24 protein-coding genes and 1 tRNA gene are annotated in these 20,664 nt (G+C 45.0%); 20 read left to right on the top strand and 5 right to left on the bottom strand.

The annotated features are described in order from the left end of the window. The coding region (locus tag AB4161_RS21660) for a thiamine pyrophosphate-dependent enzyme (RefSeq protein ID WP_372084270.1) at nucleotides 1-1,110 on the bottom strand (1,110 nt) is incomplete at its 3' end. Nucleotides 1,111-1,465: 355 nt separating this feature from the next. On the opposite strand from AB4161_RS21660, the gene metK reads away from it, so the two are divergent. From metK to AB4161_RS21615, 9 genes are all read left to right on the top strand, one after another. Continuing rightward, nucleotides 1,466-2,620, top strand: coding sequence for a methionine adenosyltransferase (gene metK, locus AB4161_RS21655; RefSeq protein WP_017062234.1), 1,155 nt, complete (start codon nucleotides 1,466-1,468; stop codon nucleotides 2,618-2,620). A gap of 368 nt (nucleotides 2,621-2,988) precedes the next feature. After that, a complete protein-coding gene (locus AB4161_RS21650) occupies nucleotides 2,989-3,786 on the top strand; it encodes a DUF2189 domain-containing protein (RefSeq protein WP_017062235.1) in 798 nt (265 codons plus the stop codon). An 80-nt stretch (nucleotides 3,787-3,866) separates the two neighbouring features. Continuing rightward, the gene (locus AB4161_RS21645) at nucleotides 3,867-4,367 is read left to right on the top strand and encodes a SprT family zinc-dependent metalloprotease (protein ID WP_017062236.1); all 501 of its coding nucleotides are present in this window, start codon (nucleotides 3,867-3,869) and stop codon (nucleotides 4,365-4,367) included. Between the two features lie 96 nt (nucleotides 4,368-4,463). Further along, nucleotides 4,464-5,195, top strand: a complete 732-nt coding sequence (locus AB4161_RS21640) for an endonuclease (RefSeq protein ID WP_017063198.1) — start codon at nucleotides 4,464-4,466, stop codon at nucleotides 5,193-5,195. Nucleotides 5,196-5,348: 153 nt separating this feature from the next. Then, entirely contained in the window at nucleotides 5,349-6,080 is a 732-nt protein-coding gene (gene rsmE / locus AB4161_RS21635) for a 16S rRNA (uracil(1498)-N(3))-methyltransferase (RefSeq protein WP_017062238.1), read from the top strand. A gap of 9 nt (nucleotides 6,081-6,089) precedes the next feature. Further along, a complete protein-coding gene (gene gshB / locus AB4161_RS21630) occupies nucleotides 6,090-7,040 on the top strand; it encodes a glutathione synthase (protein WP_004735482.1) in 951 nt (316 codons plus the stop codon). Nucleotides 7,041-7,156: 116 nt separating this feature from the next. Further along, a complete protein-coding gene (locus tag AB4161_RS21625) occupies nucleotides 7,157-7,720 on the top strand; it encodes a YqgE/AlgH family protein (protein ID WP_017062239.1) in 564 nt (187 codons plus the stop codon). A gap of 60 nt (nucleotides 7,721-7,780) precedes the next feature. Beyond that, nucleotides 7,781-8,203, top strand: a complete 423-nt coding sequence (gene ruvX, locus AB4161_RS21620) for a Holliday junction resolvase RuvX (RefSeq protein WP_004735480.1) — start codon at nucleotides 7,781-7,783, stop codon at nucleotides 8,201-8,203. Between the two features lie 99 nt (nucleotides 8,204-8,302). Beyond that, nucleotides 8,303-8,440 (top strand): hypothetical protein, encoded by a 138-nt coding sequence (locus AB4161_RS21615; RefSeq protein WP_372084268.1) that lies wholly within the window; start codon nucleotides 8,303-8,305, stop codon nucleotides 8,438-8,440. A 74-nt stretch (nucleotides 8,441-8,514) separates the two neighbouring features. On the opposite strand, the gene AB4161_RS21610 is transcribed toward AB4161_RS21615, so the two are convergent. Next, entirely contained in the window at nucleotides 8,515-9,624 is a 1,110-nt protein-coding gene (locus AB4161_RS21610) for a PilT/PilU family type 4a pilus ATPase (protein WP_017062241.1), read from the bottom strand. 14 nt (nucleotides 9,625-9,638) lie between these two features. Next, complete coding sequence (locus tag AB4161_RS21605; protein ID WP_017062242.1) at nucleotides 9,639-10,676, bottom strand: type IV pilus twitching motility protein PilT; 1,038 nt, start codon at nucleotides 10,674-10,676, stop codon at nucleotides 9,639-9,641. Between the two features lie 26 nt (nucleotides 10,677-10,702). Between AB4161_RS21605 and AB4161_RS21600 the strand changes: the two genes are divergently transcribed. The 7 genes from AB4161_RS21600 (at nucleotide 10,703) to hemW (ending at nucleotide 15,553) form a co-directional block, all read left to right on the top strand. Then, nucleotides 10,703-11,407 (top strand): YggS family pyridoxal phosphate-dependent enzyme, encoded by a 705-nt coding sequence (locus AB4161_RS21600; RefSeq protein ID WP_372084267.1) that lies wholly within the window; start codon nucleotides 10,703-10,705, stop codon nucleotides 11,405-11,407. A 78-nt stretch (nucleotides 11,408-11,485) separates the two neighbouring features. Then, nucleotides 11,486-12,304 (top strand): pyrroline-5-carboxylate reductase, encoded by an 819-nt coding sequence (gene proC, locus AB4161_RS21595; RefSeq protein WP_017063196.1) that lies wholly within the window; start codon nucleotides 11,486-11,488, stop codon nucleotides 12,302-12,304. 76 nt (nucleotides 12,305-12,380) lie between these two features. Then, entirely contained in the window at nucleotides 12,381-12,938 is a 558-nt protein-coding gene (locus AB4161_RS21590; protein ID WP_017067798.1) for a YggT family protein, read from the top strand. Nucleotides 12,939-12,967: 29 nt separating this feature from the next. Next, the gene (gene yggU, locus AB4161_RS21585) at nucleotides 12,968-13,258 is read left to right on the top strand and encodes a DUF167 family protein YggU (protein WP_017067797.1); all 291 of its coding nucleotides are present in this window, start codon (nucleotides 12,968-12,970) and stop codon (nucleotides 13,256-13,258) included. 28 nt (nucleotides 13,259-13,286) lie between these two features. Then, nucleotides 13,287-13,718, top strand: coding sequence for a DUF4426 domain-containing protein (locus AB4161_RS21580; RefSeq protein ID WP_017062246.1), 432 nt, complete (start codon nucleotides 13,287-13,289; stop codon nucleotides 13,716-13,718). Nucleotides 13,719-13,766: 48 nt separating this feature from the next. Further along, on the top strand, nucleotides 13,767-14,366 hold the full coding sequence (locus AB4161_RS21575) for an XTP/dITP diphosphatase (protein ID WP_372084265.1): 600 nt from the start codon (nucleotides 13,767-13,769) through the stop codon (nucleotides 14,364-14,366). Beyond that, nucleotides 14,366-15,553 (top strand): radical SAM family heme chaperone HemW, encoded by a 1,188-nt coding sequence (hemW, locus tag AB4161_RS21570; protein ID WP_372084264.1) that lies wholly within the window; start codon nucleotides 14,366-14,368, stop codon nucleotides 15,551-15,553. Before AB4161_RS21575 ends, hemW begins: the two co-directional genes overlap by 1 nt. A 131-nt stretch (nucleotides 15,554-15,684) precedes the next feature. Here the strand turns inward: hemW and glsB are convergent, their stop codons facing one another. After that, the gene (glsB, locus tag AB4161_RS21565; RefSeq protein ID WP_136983007.1) at nucleotides 15,685-16,605 is read right to left on the bottom strand and encodes a glutaminase B; all 921 of its coding nucleotides are present in this window, start codon (nucleotides 16,603-16,605) and stop codon (nucleotides 15,685-15,687) included. 349 nt (nucleotides 16,606-16,954) lie between these two features. Further along, nucleotides 16,955-17,674 carry a tRNA (guanosine(46)-N7)-methyltransferase TrmB gene (gene trmB, locus AB4161_RS21560; RefSeq protein WP_008223608.1) on the bottom strand — a complete coding sequence of 240 codons (720 nt, stop codon included), beginning with the start codon at nucleotides 17,672-17,674 and terminating at the stop codon, nucleotides 16,955-16,957. 165 nt (nucleotides 17,675-17,839) lie between these two features. Between trmB and mutY the strand changes: the two genes are divergently transcribed. From mutY to AB4161_RS21540, 4 genes are all read left to right on the top strand, one after another. Continuing rightward, nucleotides 17,840-18,901 carry an A/G-specific adenine glycosylase gene (gene mutY, locus AB4161_RS21555; RefSeq protein ID WP_372084262.1) on the top strand — a complete coding sequence of 354 codons (1,062 nt, stop codon included), beginning with the start codon at nucleotides 17,840-17,842 and terminating at the stop codon, nucleotides 18,899-18,901. A 28-nt stretch (nucleotides 18,902-18,929) separates the two neighbouring features. After that, nucleotides 18,930-19,202 carry an oxidative damage protection protein gene (locus tag AB4161_RS21550; RefSeq protein ID WP_010435637.1) on the top strand — a complete coding sequence of 91 codons (273 nt, stop codon included), beginning with the start codon at nucleotides 18,930-18,932 and terminating at the stop codon, nucleotides 19,200-19,202. Between the two features lie 69 nt (nucleotides 19,203-19,271). After that, entirely contained in the window at nucleotides 19,272-20,405 is a 1,134-nt protein-coding gene (gene mltC, locus AB4161_RS21545; protein ID WP_372084260.1) for a membrane-bound lytic murein transglycosylase MltC, read from the top strand. Between the two features lie 103 nt (nucleotides 20,406-20,508). After that, nucleotides 20,509-20,584: transfer RNA gene (locus AB4161_RS21540), tRNA-Phe, on the top strand. Nucleotides 20,585-20,664 lie beyond the last annotated feature (80 nt).

Below are 20,664 nucleotides of genomic sequence, written 5' to 3'. Positions count from 1 at the left end.
CATTTGACCAAACGCTTCTAGTGCGTTTTGAGATGCTTTACGTGAAGCGATGTTTGCTGGGTTAGCTTGAAGATCAGCAATGATTGCGTTTGCTTTCTCTTCCCACTCAGCTGGAAGTTCGCCGTTAGTGCGACGTTTGAATTCTGCTGCTTGCTCTGGGTAAGCCGCTGCGTATGCGTCAAACTTCGCGTTCCACGCTGCTTCTTTCGCTGCGCCTGCTTCTTTCGCATTCCACTCAGCTGCGATATCTGCTGGGATTTCGAAAGGACCGTGTTCCCAACCCAATGCTGCTTTAGTTGCTGTGATTTCATCAGCGCCTAGTGGAGCGCCATGGCAGTCGTGCGTACCAGCTTTGTTTGGAGAACCAAAACCGATGATAGTTTTAGTACAGATAAGCGTTGGACGAGGGTCTGCTTTAGCTGCTTCGATAGCTGCATTGATTGCTTCCGGATCGTGACCGTCTACTGCTGGGATTACGTGCCAGCCGTATGCTTCAAAACGCTTAGGAGTATCGTCAGAGAACCAACCTTCCACTTCACCATCGATAGAGATACCGTTGTCATCCCAGAAAGCAACTAGCTTACCAAGACCTAGCGTACCAGCTAGTGAACATGCTTCGTGAGAGATACCTTCCATCAGACAGCCATCACCCATGAATGCATAAGTGTAGTGGTCTACGATGTCGTGGCCTTCTTTGTTGAACTGTGCAGCCAGTGCTTTCTCTGCCATTGCCATACCAACAGCGTTAGTGATGCCTTGACCTAGAGGACCCGTCGTTGTCTCGATACCAGGAGCGTAACCGTACTCTGGGTGACCAGGAGTCTTAGAGTGCAGTTGACGGAAATTTTTCAGATCTTCAATTGAAAGCTCGTAGCCTGCAAGGTGAAGCAGAGAGTAAATCAACATTGAACCATGGCCGTTAGACAGGATAAAACGGTCACGGTCAGCCCACTCTGGGTTTGCTGGGTTGTGGTTCAAGTGGCCACGCCAAAGAACTTCAGCGATGTCAGCCATACCCATAGGTGCGCCTGGGTGGCCTGAATTTGCTTGTTGAACACCGTCCATGCTAAGTGCGCGGATTGCATTGGCTAGATCTTTACGAGAAGGCATGTCTGCTCCTGGATACATAAGCGATTTAAAAAAGAGATAGTGCTAATGTTTTCATTTTAATTAGCGCGGGTATTCTCTCAAACGACTATTGCGACTGCAAACGTTTTACTGGCATTTTAACGGTCATTTTTCGCAATTTTCGAACATTTACATCACTTGGCAGTGGCTTATCTCAATCGATACGCAAACGATTAGTTATGACATATCATAAAAAAGAGCTTGTAATTCGACCGCTGGAATTTAGAATAGCCGTCTAGATGTAGAAACACCTACAAAATATACTGTATTTAATGGCGCGCTTCCTAGCTTGCGACGCCATAAACTATTTACACCAAAAACTAAAAGTGGAGCTCTCATGGCTAAGCACCTATTCACTTCTGAATCTGTTTCAGAAGGCCATCCAGATAAAATTGCAGACCAAATCTCTGATGCTGTTCTTGATGCCATCTTGGAACAAGATCCAAAAGCACGTGTTGCTTGTGAGACTTACGTTAAAACCGGCATGGTTATGGTTGGCGGTGAAGTAACAACGTCTGCATGGGTTGATATCGAAGAAATCACTCGTGAAACAGTACGTGAAATTGGTTACGTTCATTCTGATATGGGCTTTGACGCTGACTCTTGTGCTGTTCTAAACACAATTGGTAAGCAGTCTCCAGACATCAACCAAGGTGTTGATAAAGAAGACCCTAAAGAGCAAGGCGCAGGCGACCAAGGCATCATGTTTGGTTACGCGACTAACGAAACACCAATCCTAATGCCGGCTCCAATTACTTACTCTCACCTTCTTGTTAAGAAGCAAGCTGAAGTACGTAAGAGCGGTAAACTTGACTTCCTTCGCCCTGATGCGAAATCTCAAGTTACGTTCCAATACGACCAAGGTAAAATCGTTGGTATCGACGCTGTTGTTCTTTCGACTCAACACTGCGATTCAGTAACAACACCGGATCTACGTGAAGCAGTAATGGAAGAGATCATCAAACCAGTACTTCCTGCTGAGTGGATCAACAAAGACACTAACTTCTTCATCAACCCAACAGGCCGTTTCGTAATCGGTGGCCCAATGGGTGACTGTGGTCTAACAGGTCGTAAGATCATCGTTGATACCTACGGCGGCGCAGCTCGTCACGGTGGCGGTGCATTCTCTGGTAAAGATCCATCAAAAGTTGACCGTTCTGCAGCTTACGCGGCTCGTTACGTTGCGAAAAACATCGTTGCTGCTGGTATGGCTGACCGTTGTGAGATTCAACTGTCTTACGCTATCGGTGTTGCTGATCCAACATCTATCATGGTTGAAACGTTCGGTACTGAGAAAGTAGCACACGAAATCATCATTGAAGCTGTTCGTCAAAACTTCGACCTACGTCCATACGGCCTTCAAGAGATGCTGAACCTTCTTCAGCCTATCTACAAGCAAACTGCTGCATACGGTCACTTCGGTCGTGAAGAGTTCCCTTGGGAAGCGACTGACAAAGCAGCAATCCTTGCGGACTTCGCTGGCCTAAAATAATTTAGCCACTGCGATTTGTTTCTTTAAAGCCCTTACTTCTTAGTAAGGGCTTTATTTTTATGTACTTACCTTACTTTCACTCGCCATTCTCTTCTCTAATGCCCTTCTTTACCGTTAACCACTTAGTATAAAAAACCGCTGATAATTTGTGTTTTCTAACACTACTGACAATAGTTAAGGTAACTCCTAAGAGATCAAGCTCACATTTAACTTAAATTAATTCAGCCTGATAACGCTCGTTAAATGCACGCTAGAACAAAAACTGGGATGACAAAGAGCAATTTAGCTCAACACCATAACTCTCACACAAGCCACATCGATGAGCCTTATGGAATTATAACTAGGACGTTATTTAACTAGGGGGATCTATGCCTCGTACCGCGCACCCATCCGAACTGAACGATAAAAAACACAAGGTCAGCGATAAGGATTACGCTCGCACCATTCCTTGTAACCAAATCAGTATTTCCGCACCCTTTCATTGGTTGTCGCTTGCTCTGCATGACTTAGTAAGAATGCCATTAATCAGCGCATTCTACGGTTTGTGCTTTATGGGAGCGGCAATCGCCATTGTTCAGCTTGTCCAATGGCAAGGAACACACTTGGTCGTAATGCCAAGCCTGATCGTGTACATGCTAATAGGGCCGTTTCTTGCTCTGGGCTTGTATGACGCAGCTTGGGAAAGAGAAAAAGGCCACAACGCAAGCCTACTGCACTCGATGAAAGCCATCACTCGCAACTCCACCCACCAATGGGCCTTTGCGATCGTATTGATGGTTGCGATGATATTCTGGATGCGTATCGCTGCGTTATTGCACGCGCTCTACCCTTCAGTGCAAGGCGCACCACTGGCTGAGTTCGCTCCCTTCTTAATTACGGGTTCTGTGATTGGTTTTGTTATCGCAAGCCTCATATTTAGCATCTCAGCATTTTCAATTCCGTTAATGATGGAGAGACGCGTTGATGTGATGAGTGCGATTTTCACTAGCTTTAATGCCGTGAAATCGAACATCCCTGCAATGGTGGTTTGGGCGAGTATTATTTGTGCCGGTATTTTGGTGGGTTTTGCCACCTACGGCATCGGAATGATCGTCACCATGCCGCTACTTGGCTATGCTACATGGCACGCTTATCACGAGATCATTAAGAAAAAACATCACGTGTAAAGCATCGCTAGATCAACAAGCAATGTTATGATTAGGCCTTGGTTTAAACGCTGAGGCCTTTTATTTGGAGTTAACAACGTTTGTCTTACACCCCGCAACAACACCGAGCAAATAAGAAATTGGCCGAATGCCTAGCTATCGCAAATCAACATTTCTCTCGTGAATTTCCACACCCAACTATCACCTTCAAGTTAAGAGGCAAAGCGGCGGGAAAGGCCTACCTTCAGCTCAACGAAATTAAGCTCAACCACGTACTATTTTCTGAAAATGAAGATGCCTTCATCAACGAGGTTGTGCCACATGAACTCGCACACCTGATCACGCATCAGGTTTTCGGACGTGTTAGGCCTCACGGAAACGAGTGGAAATACGTGATGGAAAAAGTATTCAACGTGCCAGCCAGAACAACTCACAGCTTTGAAATCGCGTCAGTTCAAGGGAAAACCTTTGAATATCGATGTGAGTGCACCACTTACCCATTATCAATCAGACGACACAACAAAGTACTTCGGAATCAATCGACCTACCGCTGCCAATTGTGCCAGCAAACCTTAGCTTTCACGGGAACTCAACTAAGCTAGTGACAGGTTGATTTACTCGGTAGAACAAATCTAATAGAGAGATCTAACATTTGAGTGCTAGACTGATGTTTATCATACTTTTATCAGTCTTTTTCTATGCAAAAACTCACCTTCAAAGCATTTGGCCTGCCTGTATCTTTTTACTTAACAATAGTATTTGGCCTACTGGTAACCCAAAGCGTTCTCGCCGCACCACCGAGCTCATTTTCCAAAGCAAAAAGAGAAGCGGTGAAGATTTACCTCGACCATCCGACTTCATTTTATTGCGGCTGTGACATTACTTGGAAGGACAAAAAGAAAGGTATTCCCGACCTTGATGGCTGTGGCTATCAAGTCCGAAAACAACAAAAGCGGGCGAGTCGAATTGAGTGGGAACACGTGGTTCCAGCTTGGCAATTTGGCCACCAGCGTCAGTGTTGGCAAGATGGTGGGCGCAAGAACTGCACTCGCAATGACAAAATATTCAAATCCATGGAAGCCGACCTTCACAACCTAACTCCGGCCATTGGCGAGGTTAACGGTGATCGCTCCAACTACAACTTCAGTCAGTGGAATGGCATGGATGGTGTGAGCTATGGTCAGTGTGAAATGCAGGTCAACTTCAAGCAGCGTAAAGTTATGCCGCCAGACAGAGCAAAAGGCTCTATCGCGCGTACTTACCTTTACATGAGCCAAGAGTATGGTTTCAAACTATCTAAGCAACAAACCAACCTAATGATGGCGTGGAACAAGCAATTTCCTGTCGACAAGTGGGAATGTACTCGTGATGAGCGAATCTATGCCATCCAAGGTAATCACAACCCATTTGTTTACCCTGCTTGTAAATAACGTCGCTCGTACAATCAACATTCCTAACTATCTCAAACAAGAGTTTCAGAATTGCCCCTGAAACTCTTGCTCTACCCTTGTTTTTTCAACTAAAAGCATCCATGTTAGGCAGAGACAAAATACCCAAATGAACATATTTATAGGTTTACCAGCATGAGAATCCCTCGTATTCATCACCCAGAACGCATTCATCAGTTAGGTTCACTCGCTTTAGGCGAAGATGCCGCGGGTCATGTTGGTCGTGTCCTTCGCATGAAAGAAGGCCAAGAAGTCCTTCTATTTGATGGCAGTGGCGCTGAATTCCCTGCGACGATAGCCGAAGTATCAAAGAAAAATGTCACCGTTAATGTTTCTGAACGCATCGAACGCAGCAGCGAATCTCCGTTAGACTTACATTTAGGCCAAGTGATTTCACGTGGCGACAAAATGGAGTTCACGATTCAGAAATCGGTTGAGCTTGGTGTGAACACCATTACCCCTTTAATTTCAGAGCGCTGTGGCGTTAAGCTTGATACAAAACGCTTCGAGAAAAAACTCGCACAGTGGCAAAAGATTGCTATCGCGGCGTGTGAACAGTGTGGCCGCAATACGGTTCCAGTCATTCGCCCTATCATGCAACTTGAAGAGTGGTGTAGCGAACCGAGTGAAGCATTAAAGCTGAACTTACATCCTCGTGCAAAATACTCAATTAATACCCTTCCAGAACCTATCAGTAAGGTACGCCTATTGATCGGCCCTGAAGGTGGCTTGTCGGCTGAAGAAATCGGCATGACAGAACAATACAAATTTGAAGAGACGCTACTCGGCCCACGTGTACTTCGTACCGAAACAGCAGCTCTAACCGCAATTACTGCCTTACAAGTCCGTTTTGGCGATCTAGGCTAGGAGAAAAAAATGATCAAACTTGGCATCGTAATGGATCCAATTTCATCCATTAACATCAAAAAAGACTCTAGCTTTGCCATGATGCTTGAAGCTCAGCGTCGTGGTTACGAAATCCATTACATGGAAATGGATGATCTACATTTAGATCAAGGCGTAGCCATTGCTGACACTAAGGTTGTTGAACTAAAAGAAGATCCAAACGGTTGGTACGAGTTCAAATCAGAACAGACTATCGCGCTATCCGATTTAGATGCGGTACTAATGCGTAAAGATCCTCCGTTTGATACTGAGTACATCTACGCAACTTACATTCTTGAGCGTGCTGAAGAGAACGGCGCACTGATCGTCAACAAACCACAAAGCCTACGTGACTGTAACGAGAAGTTGTTCACGGCATGGTTCCCTGAACTGACACCGACCACCATCGTGACTCGTAAAGCTGAAAAAATTAAAGCGTTCCGAGAAGAACACGGCGACGTGATTCTAAAACCACTTGATGGCATGGGCGGCGCGTCTATCTTCCGTGTGAAAGAAGGCGATCCAAACGTATCAGTTATTATTGAAACCTTGACCAACCACGGTCAGAACTACGCAATGGCACAAACTTTTGTTCCAGACATCAGCAATGGTGATAAGCGTATTCTTGTGGTCGACGGTGAGCCAATGCCTTACTGTCTAGCGCGTATTCCAGCAAAAGGGGAAACTCGAGGTAACCTTGCTGCTGGCGGTACAGGTGAAGCTCGTCCTCTAAGTGAAACAGACTGGGCTATCGCAAGAGCAGTTGCTCCAGCACTGAAAGAGAAAGGCTTAATCTTTGTTGGGCTTGATGTTATCGGCGACAAGCTGACTGAAATTAACGTGACTAGCCCTACTTGTATCCGTGAAATTGAAGCCGCTTTTGATATTTCAGTTACAGGTAAATTAATGGATGCAATTGAGCGTCGCGTTAACGCTAAATAGCCTAAACTAAAGAAAGCCTTAGCTATTCGAAAACACAGAAATATCTAGGCAAAGAACAATGAGCGGCTTTACGCCGCTCTTTTTCCTTTACTGGGAACACACTGGCAGGAGGCTCTATGAATTTAACGAACCACTTTCTGGTTGCTATGCCCGGAATGAAAGACCCATACTTTCAAAATTCGGTGATTTACCTTTGTGAGCACAATGACGAAGGCGCGATGGGTTTGATGATCAACGCCCCTATTGATGTCACTGTCGGTAGCATGCTTAAGCAAGTTGAGGTTGATTCTGATCAGCCAAAACCCAACCAAGCAAGTCTTGATAAGCCTGTATTGAATGGTGGACCGGTCGCAGAAGACCGTGGGTTTATTTTGCACAAACCTAAAGGCAACTATCAATCCAGTATCAGCATGACGGATCAAATCTCAGTGACAACCTCAAAAGATATCTTGATGGTGTTGGGCACAGAAGATGAGCCGATGAATTATTTAGTCGCACTTGGGTATGCAGGATGGGAACCCGGACAACTGGAAACAGAACTGACCGAGAACTCATGGTTAACCGTTGAAGCCGATCCGAAGGTCATCTTCGATACACCGATTTCTGACCGCTGGAAAGTCGCTGTACAGATGTTAGGCATTAATGCAGCTCAGCTTTCAGCAGACGCTGGTCACGCCTAGCTCAAATCAACTAAGTAAAATAAACAGACACTCTCAAACACAGATAAATTTGGAAACCCCATGTCACGAACAATTATGGCATTTGACTACGGTACAAAAAGTATCGGTAGTGCGATAGGACAAGAAATCACGGGCACCGCAAGCCCTCTAAAAGCTTTTAAAGCCAAAGATGGCATCCCAAATTGGGACGATATCGAAAAGCAAATTAAGGAGTGGCAGCCGAATCTTATCGTGGTTGGTCTTCCTACCGATCTTCATGGTAAAGATCTAGCCGCGATTACACCAAGGGCGAAGAAGTTTGCCAATCGCCTAAAAGGGCGCTTTGGTGTCGATGTTGAACTGCATGATGAAAGACTTTCTACGACAGAAGCAAGGGCCGACCTTTTTGAAATGGGCGGCTACAAAGCACTAAGTAAAGGTAATGTCGATAACCAGTCTGCAGTCGTCATTTTAGAGAGCTGGTTTGAAGCACAATATTCATAACGAAAATTAAGAGCTCAAAGATTAAACTCCTTTGTGATCCTATAATGATATTACGGCGTAATGTCGAAGCAATTCATTATTAGGTAAGTGGGAGTTCACATGAAAATTTTTCTAGCAATCTTCGTAGCTCTAGCAATATCAGCATGCAGTTCGACAAGCTCCAATAATGCAGGTTATATGAATCATACTTCGACTGACGCAAACGTAATCAGCGAGCCTAAGAACAAGAAGCGTTGATAATACAGACGCAGTCGAACGATGAATATGATGAACGCCTGATTTTAACCTAGAATCAAATCAGGCGTTTTTTATCACCCCATATCTATCTTCACACCAGCCAACGCCCCAGTTCCGTAGTCGTCATCACCACGTCTAGTTTTGAGCATTAAGCGCAAGTCATTAGCAGAATCGGCACTGTGGAACGCATCCTCTTCGCTGATCTTGCCTGCTATCACTAAATCATACAAAGCTTGGTCAAAGGTCTGCATACCTATCTCTTTCGATTTAGCCATGGTTGCTTTCAGTTCGTGTAGTTCACCACGACGAATCAAGTCAGAAACACGAGGGCTATTCAGCAGAATCTCGAATACACCATGACGCCCGCTGCCATTCTTGTCGCGAATGAGTTGCTGAGCGACGACACCACGCAGGTTCATCGATAGGTCAAACAAGAACTGTTCTTTCTGCTCTTTCGGCACCAAATGAAGAATACGCTCTAGCGCTTGGTTAGCGTTATTGGCGTGCAAGGTTGCCATACACAAGTGACCCGTTTCAGCAAAGGTCATCGCGTATTCCATGGTCTCACGGCTACGGATTTCGCCAATCAAGATCATGTCTGGTGCTTGGCGTAGCGAGTTCTTAAGCGCGACTTCGTAACTCTCGGTGTCGAGCCCGACCTCACGCTGCGTCACGATGCACTTTTTATGTTCGTGCACAAATTCAATAGGGTCTTCAACCGTCAAGATATGTCCCGAGCGATTGGTGTTGCGATAGCCTGTCATTGCAGCCATTGAGGTCGATTTACCAGAGCCTGTCGCACCAACCACCAGCACAAGTCCGCGCTTAGCTATTGATAGGTCCTGTAGTACATCAGGAAGCTTTAGTTGCTCAAAGGTTGGGATGTTAGTCTCGATACGTCGAATGACCGCTCCAGGTAGCTCTCGCTGAAAGAATGCACTGACACGAAAACGACCAAAGTCACGCACGATGGCAAAATTAGCCTCACGCGTTTGCTGATACTCATCACGTCGATCTTGTTCCATCATCGCATCAAGTAATTGAGCAACCTGTGCCGCATTCAGCTTCTCTCCTTGAGGGCGTAATTCACCATCCACACGAAAAAGGATTGGCGCATCAACCGTGATATAAAGATCCGATGCCTTTTGAGAAAGCATTCCCTCAAGGATTTGATTCAATTCCATTGTGTCCACCTTGATTAAAACATTGAGGTTTCAATTTCGATCTTTTTCTCGACCTCTTCCGAATCAACCAAGCCCTGCGCCATCAGCTGCTTCGCATTTTGTTCCATGGTCTGCATGCCGTGCGCTGCGCCCGTTTGAATGATCGAGTACATCTGAGCGACCTTATCTTCACGAATCAAGTTTCTGATCGCCGGTGTTGCCATCATGATTTCATGACACGCCACACGACCACCACCAACACGCTTTAGCAGCTTCTGGGCTATCACCGAGCGCAGTGATTCAGACAACATCGAACGAACCATATCTTTATCGCTACCTGGGAACACATCGATAATACGGTCGATCGTTTTAGCCGCAGAACTGGTGTGCAGAGTACCAAAGACCAAGTGACCCGTTTCTGCTGCGGTTAACGCTAAGCTAATCGTCTCTTGGTCACGAAGTTCACCAACCAGAATCACGTCTGGGTCTTCACGTAAGGCACTGCGCAGTGCCGCTTTAAAACTGTGAGTATCACGGTGAACTTCACGCTGGTTGACTAGGCATTTATTATTGGTGTGAACGAATTCAATCGGGTCTTCAATCGTCAGAATATGCTTATTGTGGTTGCGATTTACGTAATCAACCATCGCCGCAAGAGTCGTTGATTTACCAGAGCCAGTTGGACCAGTGACGAGCACTAACCCTTTTTCGTAGTTAGCAATCCTTTCGAAGATCTCAGGTGCACCTAACTGATCTAAAGTCGGGATTTCGACAGGGATAGTTCGAAAGACAGCTGAGCAGCCACGGGCTTGGTTAAACGCATTAACACGAAAGCGACCAACATTGGGTAATTCAAAAGAGAAGTCGACTTCCAGTTTTTCCTCAAATTCACCGCGCTGCGAGTCGCTCATGATCTCAAAAACCAAACGGTGCACATCAGCATGACTCAAAGCTGGTATTCCAAGCTTCCTTACTTCACCATCTATACGTACCATTGGAGATACACCCGCAGAAAGATGTAGATCTGACGCGTTATGCTTTACACTAAAATCTAGTAACTCAGTGATATCCATTTATTTTCCCTTAAGTAAAGTCAGCTATGAGTAGTATTCAACAAAATATCGAACAAATCACCTCACAGATTCGTAGTGCTGAGCAAAAGTGCGGACGAGCTCCAGAGTCCGTGCAACTTTTAGCCGTCAGCAAAACTAAACCTAATGATGCGATTCTAGAAGCCGCACTCGGAGGCCAAATTGCCTTTGGTGAAAACTATGTTCAAGAAGGTGTCGATAAAGTAAAACACTTTTCAGAACAACATTCTAACCTAAATTTGGAATGGCACTTTATTGGTCCAATCCAGTCAAATAAAACTCGCCCTATCGCAGAAAGCTTCGCATGGGTACATTCCGTCGATCGCGATAAGATCGCTCAGAGACTGAATGACCAACGTCCAAACGAGCTTCCACCTTTGCAAGTGTTAATTCAAGTAAACACCAGTGGTGAAGCGTCCAAGTCTGGCACATCTGAAGAGTCAGTTTTTGCACTGGCAGAGTTGATTTCCTCACTGCCCAACCTCACTTTAAGAGGGTTGATGTCGATTCCTGCAAACGTATCTGACTATCAATCTCAGCTTAATGCATTTTCTCAACTGGCAGAGCTTAAAGACAAGCTAGCCGCGAAGTATTCAGACATTGATACCCTTTCGATGGGGATGAGTGGTGATATGGATGCAGCAGTTGAGGCTGGCAGCACAATGGTTCGTATTGGAACAGCTATTTTCGGCGCTCGTGATTACGCGAAATAGCCGTAGTAAGTAACGACAAGTACAAGTATTGATACCGCTTCGCCTTATCCGCGCAGCGACACGCTCAGGATTTTATATATGGTACATAAGAACATCGCCTTTATTGGGGCGGGAAACATGGTTCGCTCAATTGTAGCTGGCTTAGTTGCTAGTGGTTACCCAGCGCAAAAGATTACTGCGACAGCACCTTCAGAAACCAGAAGGCTGCCGTTAGAACAAGAATACGGCATCAATACCACCAGCGATAATATTGCAGCAGCTGAAAAAGCAGACGTTGTTGTGTTATCCGTGAAGCCACAAATGATGGCTGATGTATGTAAACCCTTACAAGATATCGACTTCAGCAACAAACTGGTTATCTCAATTGCCGCGGGTATTAATGCGAATCGACTTAATGAGATGTTAAACTGCCAACTGAACCTTGTTCGTGTGATGCCAAACACGCCATCACTGCTTGGTAAAGGGATGAGTGGTCTTTATGCCGATGCAACTGTCAGCCAAGATGATAAAGACTTTGCTTCTCAGCTGATGCAAGCTGTTGGTGAAGTAAGTTGGGTTGAACAAGAGTCTGGAATCAACAACATCATTGCGGCGGCGGGTAGCGCTCCGGCTTACTTCTTCCTGTTTATGGAAGCGATGCAAGCTGAAGCAATCAAGCAAGGTTTTGACCAAGAAACCGCTCGTAAGCTAGTGCAGCAGTCTGCATTAGGCGCGGCAGAGATGGTGGTAGCAAACCAAGATACTGAATTATCAACACTGCGTGAACAAGTGACATCCAAAGGCGGCACGACCGCAGAAGCACTACGCACGTTTAACGAACATCAACTATCAGACATCGTAGCAAAAGCCATGCAAGCGGCGGTTGCTCGAGCTGAAGAGATGGAAAAACTGTTTTAGTACCAATCAAGGTAAACAAGCATTTTGCCGCTCTGGTTATATCTAAGCGGCAAGTAAATCCGAAAAAGGAAACAATATGAACTCGATGAGCTTTCTGATCTCGACCGTTTTTGATCTTTACATCATGGTTGTGATCTTGCGTATCTGGCTACAAGCATCACGTGCAGATTTCTACAACCCATTCTCACAATTCATCGTAAAAGCGACACAACCGGTTGTTGCCCCACTACGCCGAGTTATTCCATCAATCGGCAGCCTTGATCTAGCGACCGTTGTTTTCGCTTATGTGCTGTGTGTACTTAAGTTCGTTGCTCTAAACCTGATTATCTCTGGCGGCGCTGCCGTTTTCGATATCAGCTTCCTGATCTTTGGTGCACTATCTTTGCTAAAAGCGGCGGGTGGTTTGATCTTCTGGGTTCTACTTATCCGTGCAATCCTTAGCTGGGTAAGCCAAGGTCGTAGTCCAATCGAGTACGTATTCCATCAACTGACTGAACCAATGCTAGTGCCTATCCGCCGTATCCTTCCGGACATGGGTGGTTTCGACCTAAGCGTACTGGTTCTGTTCATTGTTCTGCAATTTGCGAACTTCCTAATGGGCGACATGATTGGCCCTATTTGGTATCAGCTATAATTCAAGTACAAACATCAGGTACTTTGACGATGCCAAAAGCGGTTTGGGCCGAGGAAGACGATATTCTTCTTAGGCTCTATATCCAACCCAAAGCAAGCCGAGACAAAATTGTCGGCTTGCACGGTCAGGAACTGAAAATTGCCATTACTGCACCACCGGTTGATGGCAAAGCCAATGCCCATTTAGCGAAATACCTCGCGAAACAGTTTAAGGTCGCAAAAGGGCAAATTAAGATAGAAAAGGGAGATCTCGGTAGGCACAAGCAAGTTCGAATATGCTCGCCAAGCCAAATCCCAACTGAAGTCAAAGCCATCCTATGATGGCTTTTTGCTATTTATTGGAGTCATTATGCGTTTATGGATAACAGCACTACTCACCGCTCTTGTTGCCTTACCAAGCTCAGCAGGGCAATTTAAGAACATTAAGGATGTCGAGGTTCATTACTCGGCTTTTAATTCCACGTTCTTAACTTCGCAAGTCGCTAAGCAATACAAACTTAAGCGAAATGGATACTCAGCAATCCTCAACATCAGCGTGTTAGACAAGGCTTCTCTAGGCAAGCCTGCGACAACGGCTAAAATTACGGGAACAGCGAAGAACCTCGTTGGAAACACCCGTACTTTGAAGTTTCGAGAAATCAAAGAAGGCGATGCGATTTATTACCTTGCTGAGTTCCCCGTAACTCACGAAGAAAACATCACCTTCGACATCGATGTGAACGCAGGCCTAAAAGGCACTGGTCCACTGCGTTTCACACAGAAATTCTATATAGAAGAGTAAGCTCAAACCTTACTTTTCATTTATTAACTTATTTAGAGCTACATTCCCATGAGTAAGATTGTTTTAGCAACAGGCAACCAAGGTAAAGTTCGCGAGATGGCAGATATTCTGTCTGAGTTTGGTTTTGACGTTGTCGCGCAAAGTGAATTTAACGTTTCAGAAATCGCTGAAACAGGAACGACTTTCATTGAAAATGCCATCATCAAAGCTCGCCACGCAGCGAAAGAAACAGGGCTGCCAGCCATTGCTGACGACTCAGGTTTAGAGGTTGATTACTTAAATGGTGCGCCAGGTATCTATTCAGCGCGTTACTCAGGTGAAGGGGCAACCGATAAGCAGAACATCAAAAAACTATTAGATGCGATGCAAGGTGTCGAAACTGAAAAGCGTACTGCGCGTTTCCACTGTGTGTTGGTGCTAATGCGTCACGAGAATGATCCAACACCTCTAGTGTGTCACGGTAAATGGGAAGGTCGTATTCTTACTGAAGAACACGGTGAGAATGGCTTTGGCTACGATCCTGTGTTCTTTGTACCAGAAGATAACTGCGCCTCAGCAGAGCTTGAATCTTCGCGTAAGAAGCAACTATCACACCGTGGTAAAGCGCTTGCGTCACTATTCAAGACTCTCAAGGAGCAAGCTCTGTAATGCACAATGCAGCGCTAATACCACCCGCACTTAGCCTCTATGTACACATCCCATGGTGTGTACAAAAGTGTCCGTATTGTGATTTTAACTCTCACGCTCTCAAAGCCGAGATTCCTGAAAAAGAGTACATCGATGCTCTGCTTGAGGATCTCGATACCGATATCGAAAAGTACCAACTCAATGACGTACCTCGCCCATTACATTCGATCTTTATTGGTGGTGGCACGCCGAGTCTATTTTCTCCAGAAGGTATAGGTCGATTGCTGCAAGGCATTGAACAGCGCATCCCGTTCAAACTTGAAATAGAAATCACCATGGAAGCCAACCCGGGAACTATCGAAGCTGAGCGTTTTGCTGGTTACCAAAAAGCAGGCATAACTCGAATCTCGGTGGGTGTGCAAAGTTTTGAGCAAGAGAAACTGGAAAGGCTTGGCCGTATTCATGGGCAAGATGAAGCGGTTAACGCTGCTCATTTAGCGCATAAAATCGGATTGAATAGCTTCAACCTAGATTTAATGCACGGTTTACCGGATCAAAGCATTGATCAAGCCTTGGCTGATTTAGACAAAGCAATCGAGCTCGATCCTCCACACTTATCTTGGTATCAACTAACAATAGAACCTAACACCATGTTCTATTACAAAACACCAACGCTGCCTGATGATGATGACCTTTGGGATATCTTCGACCTAGGCCATAAGAAGCTCGCAGACGCAGGGTATGTGCAGTACGAAATTTCAGGCTACAGCAAGCCCGGCTATCAGTGTCAACACAACCTCAACTACTGGCGCTTTGGTGACTATCTAGGTATTGGCTGTGGCTCTCATGGCAAGCTGAGCTTTACAGATGGACGCATTGTTCGTACCACTAAGGTTAAGCACCCTAGAGGCTATCTAGCTGCGTACCAAAACATGGTAAAACCTTATCTATCAGATGAATTTGAAGTGCCGAATGAAGACCGCCCTTTTGAATTTTTCATGAACCGCTTTAGGTTAATGGAAGCATGTCCAAAGCAGGATTTCATTGATACGACAGGGCTTGGTTTTGACTCGATTCAAAAAACGATTGAATGGGCAAAAGAGCTAGGCTACTTGAAGGAAACCGACACTCACTGGCAGATCACTGAAAAAGGAAAGCTGTTTCTCAATGATCTGTTAGAAGCCTTTATGGCAGAAGAAGACGAGTAGTTCGAGATTCGAGATTCGAGATTCGAGAAGCATTGCGTAAGGGTTGGCTTTAGGGTCAACCCTTTTTGTTTTATAGCCCTCTCTCGGTGCGAAGCGTTCTATAGGACAACGTCCGTGCTCGAATCTTTCTCTTAGAAAATAGAACGACCAATTCGCTCTGAAAGCAACTCTAGAGCCTTAGTACCTGCGAGCGAGTTGCCAGAAGGATCAAGCTCTGGAGACCACACCGCAATCGTCATTTCGCCAGGAACGATAGCAATAATACCGCCACCAACGCCCGATTTTCCTGGCATACCAACACGGTAGGCAAACTCACCAGCCCCATCGTACAAGCCACAAGTTGCAAGCAAAGCATTCAGCTGCTTGGTCTTTACCGGCGTGATGATCTCTTTCTTAGTCTGTACTGACACACCTTTGTTCGCTAAGTAGCTAAAGGTTTTCGCCAAATCCACACAAGTCATCTTAAGTGCACAAGCATGGAAGTAATTATTAAGTACAGGGATAACATCGTTCTCAAAATTACCAAATGAACGCATCAAGTACGCGATAGCGGCATTACGGTCGCTATGCATCATTTCTGAAGCCGCTACTACCTTGTCGTACACAATATGAGTATCGCCCGATAACTGACGTACAAACTCCAATAAACGCTGTCTTGGTGCTGACAAGCGGCTTTGTAGTAGGTCTGCAACAACAATTGCACCAGCATTGATGAACGGGTTACGAGGAATCCCATGCTCCATCTCAAGCTGAATCATCGAGTTAAAGGCTTGACCAGAAGGCTCTTTGCCTACTCTTTGCCAAATCTCTTCCGGCTTATAGAGCACCATTGCTAACGTCAAACTCAAAGCCTTAGAGATAGATTGTACAGAGAAGGCTTCCTCTGCATCACCAGCTTGAATCACTTCTCCTTCATTGGTGTACACCGCAATCGCCAGTTTCTGGTTCGATATACGCGCTAATGCAGGAATATAATCAGCGACCTTTCCCTGACCAATTAAAGGGCGAACTTCTTCTAAGATCTCGGCCAAAATAGCTTGAGTTGGTTTCATGTGTGCTTACTTCTATATTGTTATTTTTGTAGGGATGTAACATATACCAATCGTAGTAAATAACAGCTCACTCTAGCTTGTTAAAATGCTCGATAACTGCGTTAGAGTTTTTGATTGTAGAGTAACTACTTATCGAAAAATGCTGCCTTGTTCTCAAGCCTTTTTCCTACGCTATTTCTGATCACTTACTTACTGTGATTGGTATTACTTTCTGTCGTTAAGCCTTTACTGAAATAAAAGCCTAAGGACAAAAAAGCCAACACTACAATAATGTTGGCTTTTATCAATCCCACAAAGTGTAAGGTTAAGATCCTAATCAAACCTCACCTTCATTTGTTTAGGTTCAGAATTACTTAGTACGCTTGTACTTAATATCCCAAACGCCGTGACCTAAACGATGGCCACGAGCTTCAAACTTAGTCAGTGGACGCTCATCCGGGCGAGGAATGTAATCACCATCTTCAGCGATATTCTCAAAACCTGGAGCAACGTTCATTACTTCAATCATGTGCTCTGCGTAGTTTTCCCAGTCAGTTGCCATGTGGAAAATACCAGTTTCAAGGTGTAGCTTAGCACGAACCATTTCAGCGAATTCAGCTTTAACGATACGACGCTTGTGGTGGCGAGCCTTGTGCCATGGGTCAGGGAAAAACAGTTGCAGTGTATGCAGGCTGCTATCTGGAATCATGTGTTCAAATACTTCTACAGCATCGTGACACATTACACGCAGGTTAGTTACGCCAGCATCGCGCGCAGTACCCAAACAAGCACCAACACCTGGGCTGTGAACTTCAATACCTAAGAAGTTCTTCTCAGGTGCGTTCTTTGCCATTTCAACCAGTGATGCACCCATACCGAAGCCAATCTCTAGTACAACTGGGTTATCGTTGCCAAATACTTCTTTCCAGTTAAGAAGCTCTGGGTTGTAGTCGATACCCATTGTTGGCCAACATTCATTCATCGCGTTCTCTTGGCCTTTTGTTAAGCGGCCTTCGCGGCGAACAAAACTACGGATCTTACGAACCAGTTTGCCGTCTTCAGTATATTCGTTAGTGGTCACTTCACTCATTGATTTTTGCCTGCACATTGATTAATCAAAGCGGGGATTATCCAAAGAATTGCCTTCGGTGCAAGTCTTTCCGTGGATAAATTCCCACACAATTTGTCTGTTTTACATCCAACGTTAAGTGTGGTGCAATTTCGCTTCTAATAATAGCAAAGCATAGAGCATGTCGTGACTCCTTTCGCAACCGCCATATTAAAGTGGTATGACGCCTACGGGCGTAAAGAATTACCTTGGCAACAAAACAAAACCGCCTACACCGTTTGGCTATCTGAAATCATGCTTCAGCAGACTCAGGTCACCACGGTGATTCCATACTACCAACGCTTCTTGGAACGTTTTCCAACAGTTATCGATCTAGCGAACGCCGAACAAGATGAGGTACTCCACTTATGGACAGGGCTTGGTTATTACGCACGAGCTCGCAATCTACATAAAGCAGCCAAGATCGTTGCTGAGCAATATGGTGGTGAATTTCCGCTGTCTATCGAAGAGATGAACGCGCTACCGGGGATTGGTCGCTCAACAGCAGCAGCCGTCTTATCATCGGTTCATAAACTTCCTCATGCGATTCTTGATGGCAATGTAAAACGAACGCTTGCGAGAAGTTTTGCCGTTGAAGGTTGGCCGGGGCAAAAGAAAGTCGAAAACCAGCTTTGGGAACACGCCGAAGCACATACTCCGAACAAAGATGTCGATAAGTACAACCAAGCAATGATGGACATGGGTGCCATGGTTTGTACCCGTAGCAAGCCTAAGTGCACCTTGTGCCCGATTGAAAGCATGTGTGAGGCCAAGAAGCTCGATAGACAGCTCGACTTCCCTGGCAAAAAGCCTAAGAAAGAAAAGCCAGTAAAAGACACATGGTTTGTGATTCTGTATCACGACAACCAAGTGTGGCTCGAACAGCGCCCTCAATCTGGTATCTGGGGCGGATTGTTTTGTTTCCCTCAAAATGAAAACGCAGAGATCGAACATCAACTAGATCTTCGTTCGATCAAAGACACTCAAACCAATTCGATCAAGACCATGATTGCGTTTAGACACACTTTCAGCCACTACCACTTAGATATCACGCCAGTATTAGTGAAATTAGATAAACAACCAGATTTGATAATGGAAGGGGCTAAAGGTCTCTGGTATAACTTATCAAAACCGGAAGAAATTGGCCTAGCCGCTCCTGTAAAGCAGCTTATTGAGAGCCTACCCTTTGAACTGAACGACGACGTTTGAATCAACGAACGCGATAAGAGGAACCACTATGAGCCGCACTGTATTTTGTGCTCGCCTTCAAAAAGATGCTGAAGGCCTAGATTTTCAACTTTACCCAGGTGACTTAGGTAAGCGTATCTTTGACAACGTGTCTAAAGAAGCTTGGGGACAATGGCAAAGCAAGCAAACTATGCTTATCAATGAAAAGAAGCTAAACATGATGGATCCTGAGCATCGTAAACTTCTTGAAACTGAGATGGTTAACTTCCTTTTTGAAGGTAAAGATGTCGTAATTGATGGCTATACTCCACCAAGCGAATAAGACATTTATTTAAGCAATTTTTAATGACATCATGGTTAACGCTGCGATGTCATTTTTGTATGAGGAACTATGAAAAAGCTAAGTTACTTCCTAACAGCCATGTTATTAACTGGCTGCAGCCGTGAATTTGTCGAAAGCATTTATGATGTCAATTACGAGCCAACCAACCGGTTTGTGAAGAATTTAGCTGAGCTACCCGGACAATTTGAAAAAGATACCGGGGCGCTAGATTCATTAATAGATAGCTTTTCAGGCAACATTCAAAAACGTTGGGGTAGCAGTGAAATCAAGATGGCAGGTAAGAGTAACTATGTGAAATACATAGATAATTACTTAAGTCGTTCAGAAGTGAATTTTAGCCAAGGCCTGGTAACGGTGGAAACGGTTTCCTCTACCGAACCGAAAAAACACCTCAAAAATGCGATCATGACGACCCTTTTGACGCCAGATGATCCGGCGCATGTCGATCTATTCTCTTCTAAAAGCATCAAGCTAGAAGGCAAACCTTTCCTCTATAATCAGGTCGTAGACCAAGAAAAAAAGCCCATTCAATGGACTTGGCGAGCGAACCAGTTTGCGGATTACCTGATCGCGAATAACCTAAAAACCAAAGAAGTCGACTTTAAAAAAGCCTACTACGTTGAAATCCCAATGGTGGCCGACCACGCTAGCCAGCGTAGTTATCAATATTCCGACATCGTTCGACGAGCGTCTCAGCGTTATGACATCCCTGAAGATTTAATCTACGCTATCATCAAGACAGAGAGTAGCTTCAACCCGTACGCCGTAAGTTGGGCTAATGCTTATGGTCTTATGCAGGTGGTACCTAAAACCGCTGGTCGAGATGTATTTGAACACGTCAAAAAGAAACCTGGTGAACCAAGCCCTGAGTACTTATTCAATCCAGAAAACAACATTGATGCTGGCACCGCATACTTTTACATCCTTAAAAATCGTTATTTGAAAGACGTAAAAAACCCATTAACGCTTGAATACAGTATGATTTCAGCCTATAACGGCGGTACTGGTGGCGTACTCAATACCTTCAGTAAGGACAGAAAGCGAGCAATGCAAGACTTAAACTCGCTGCAACCGAGCCAAGCCTACTGGGCGCTTACCAAGAAGCATCCAAATAAAGAGTCGCGCCGATACCTCGAAAAAGTAACGCAATTCAAAAAAGAATTTAACCAAGGTAAAACATAACCCTCACTTTTGAATAAAAAAACAACGAACGAACGGTTTTTTAAATTATTTTCAAAAAAGGAGTTGACGGTTATGCAGAAAATCCGTTTAATAGCGCTCCGTTGCCCGGATAGCTCAGTCGGTAGAGCAGAGGATTGAAAATCCTCGTGTCGGTGGTTCGATTCCGCCTCCGGGCACCACAATTTGATTTGTTGGTGTCAACACTCTTTAACAGGGAGTAACAACACGGACAAAAGCATAAAGAATTTAGTGTGCCGAC

This window comes from Vibrio sp. 10N.286.51.E5 (assembly GCF_041469125.1).
Taxonomy (GTDB): Bacteria; Pseudomonadota; Gammaproteobacteria; order Enterobacterales; family Vibrionaceae; genus Vibrio; species Vibrio crassostreae_C.
This window is presented reverse-complemented; position numbering and strand designations above follow the sequence as displayed.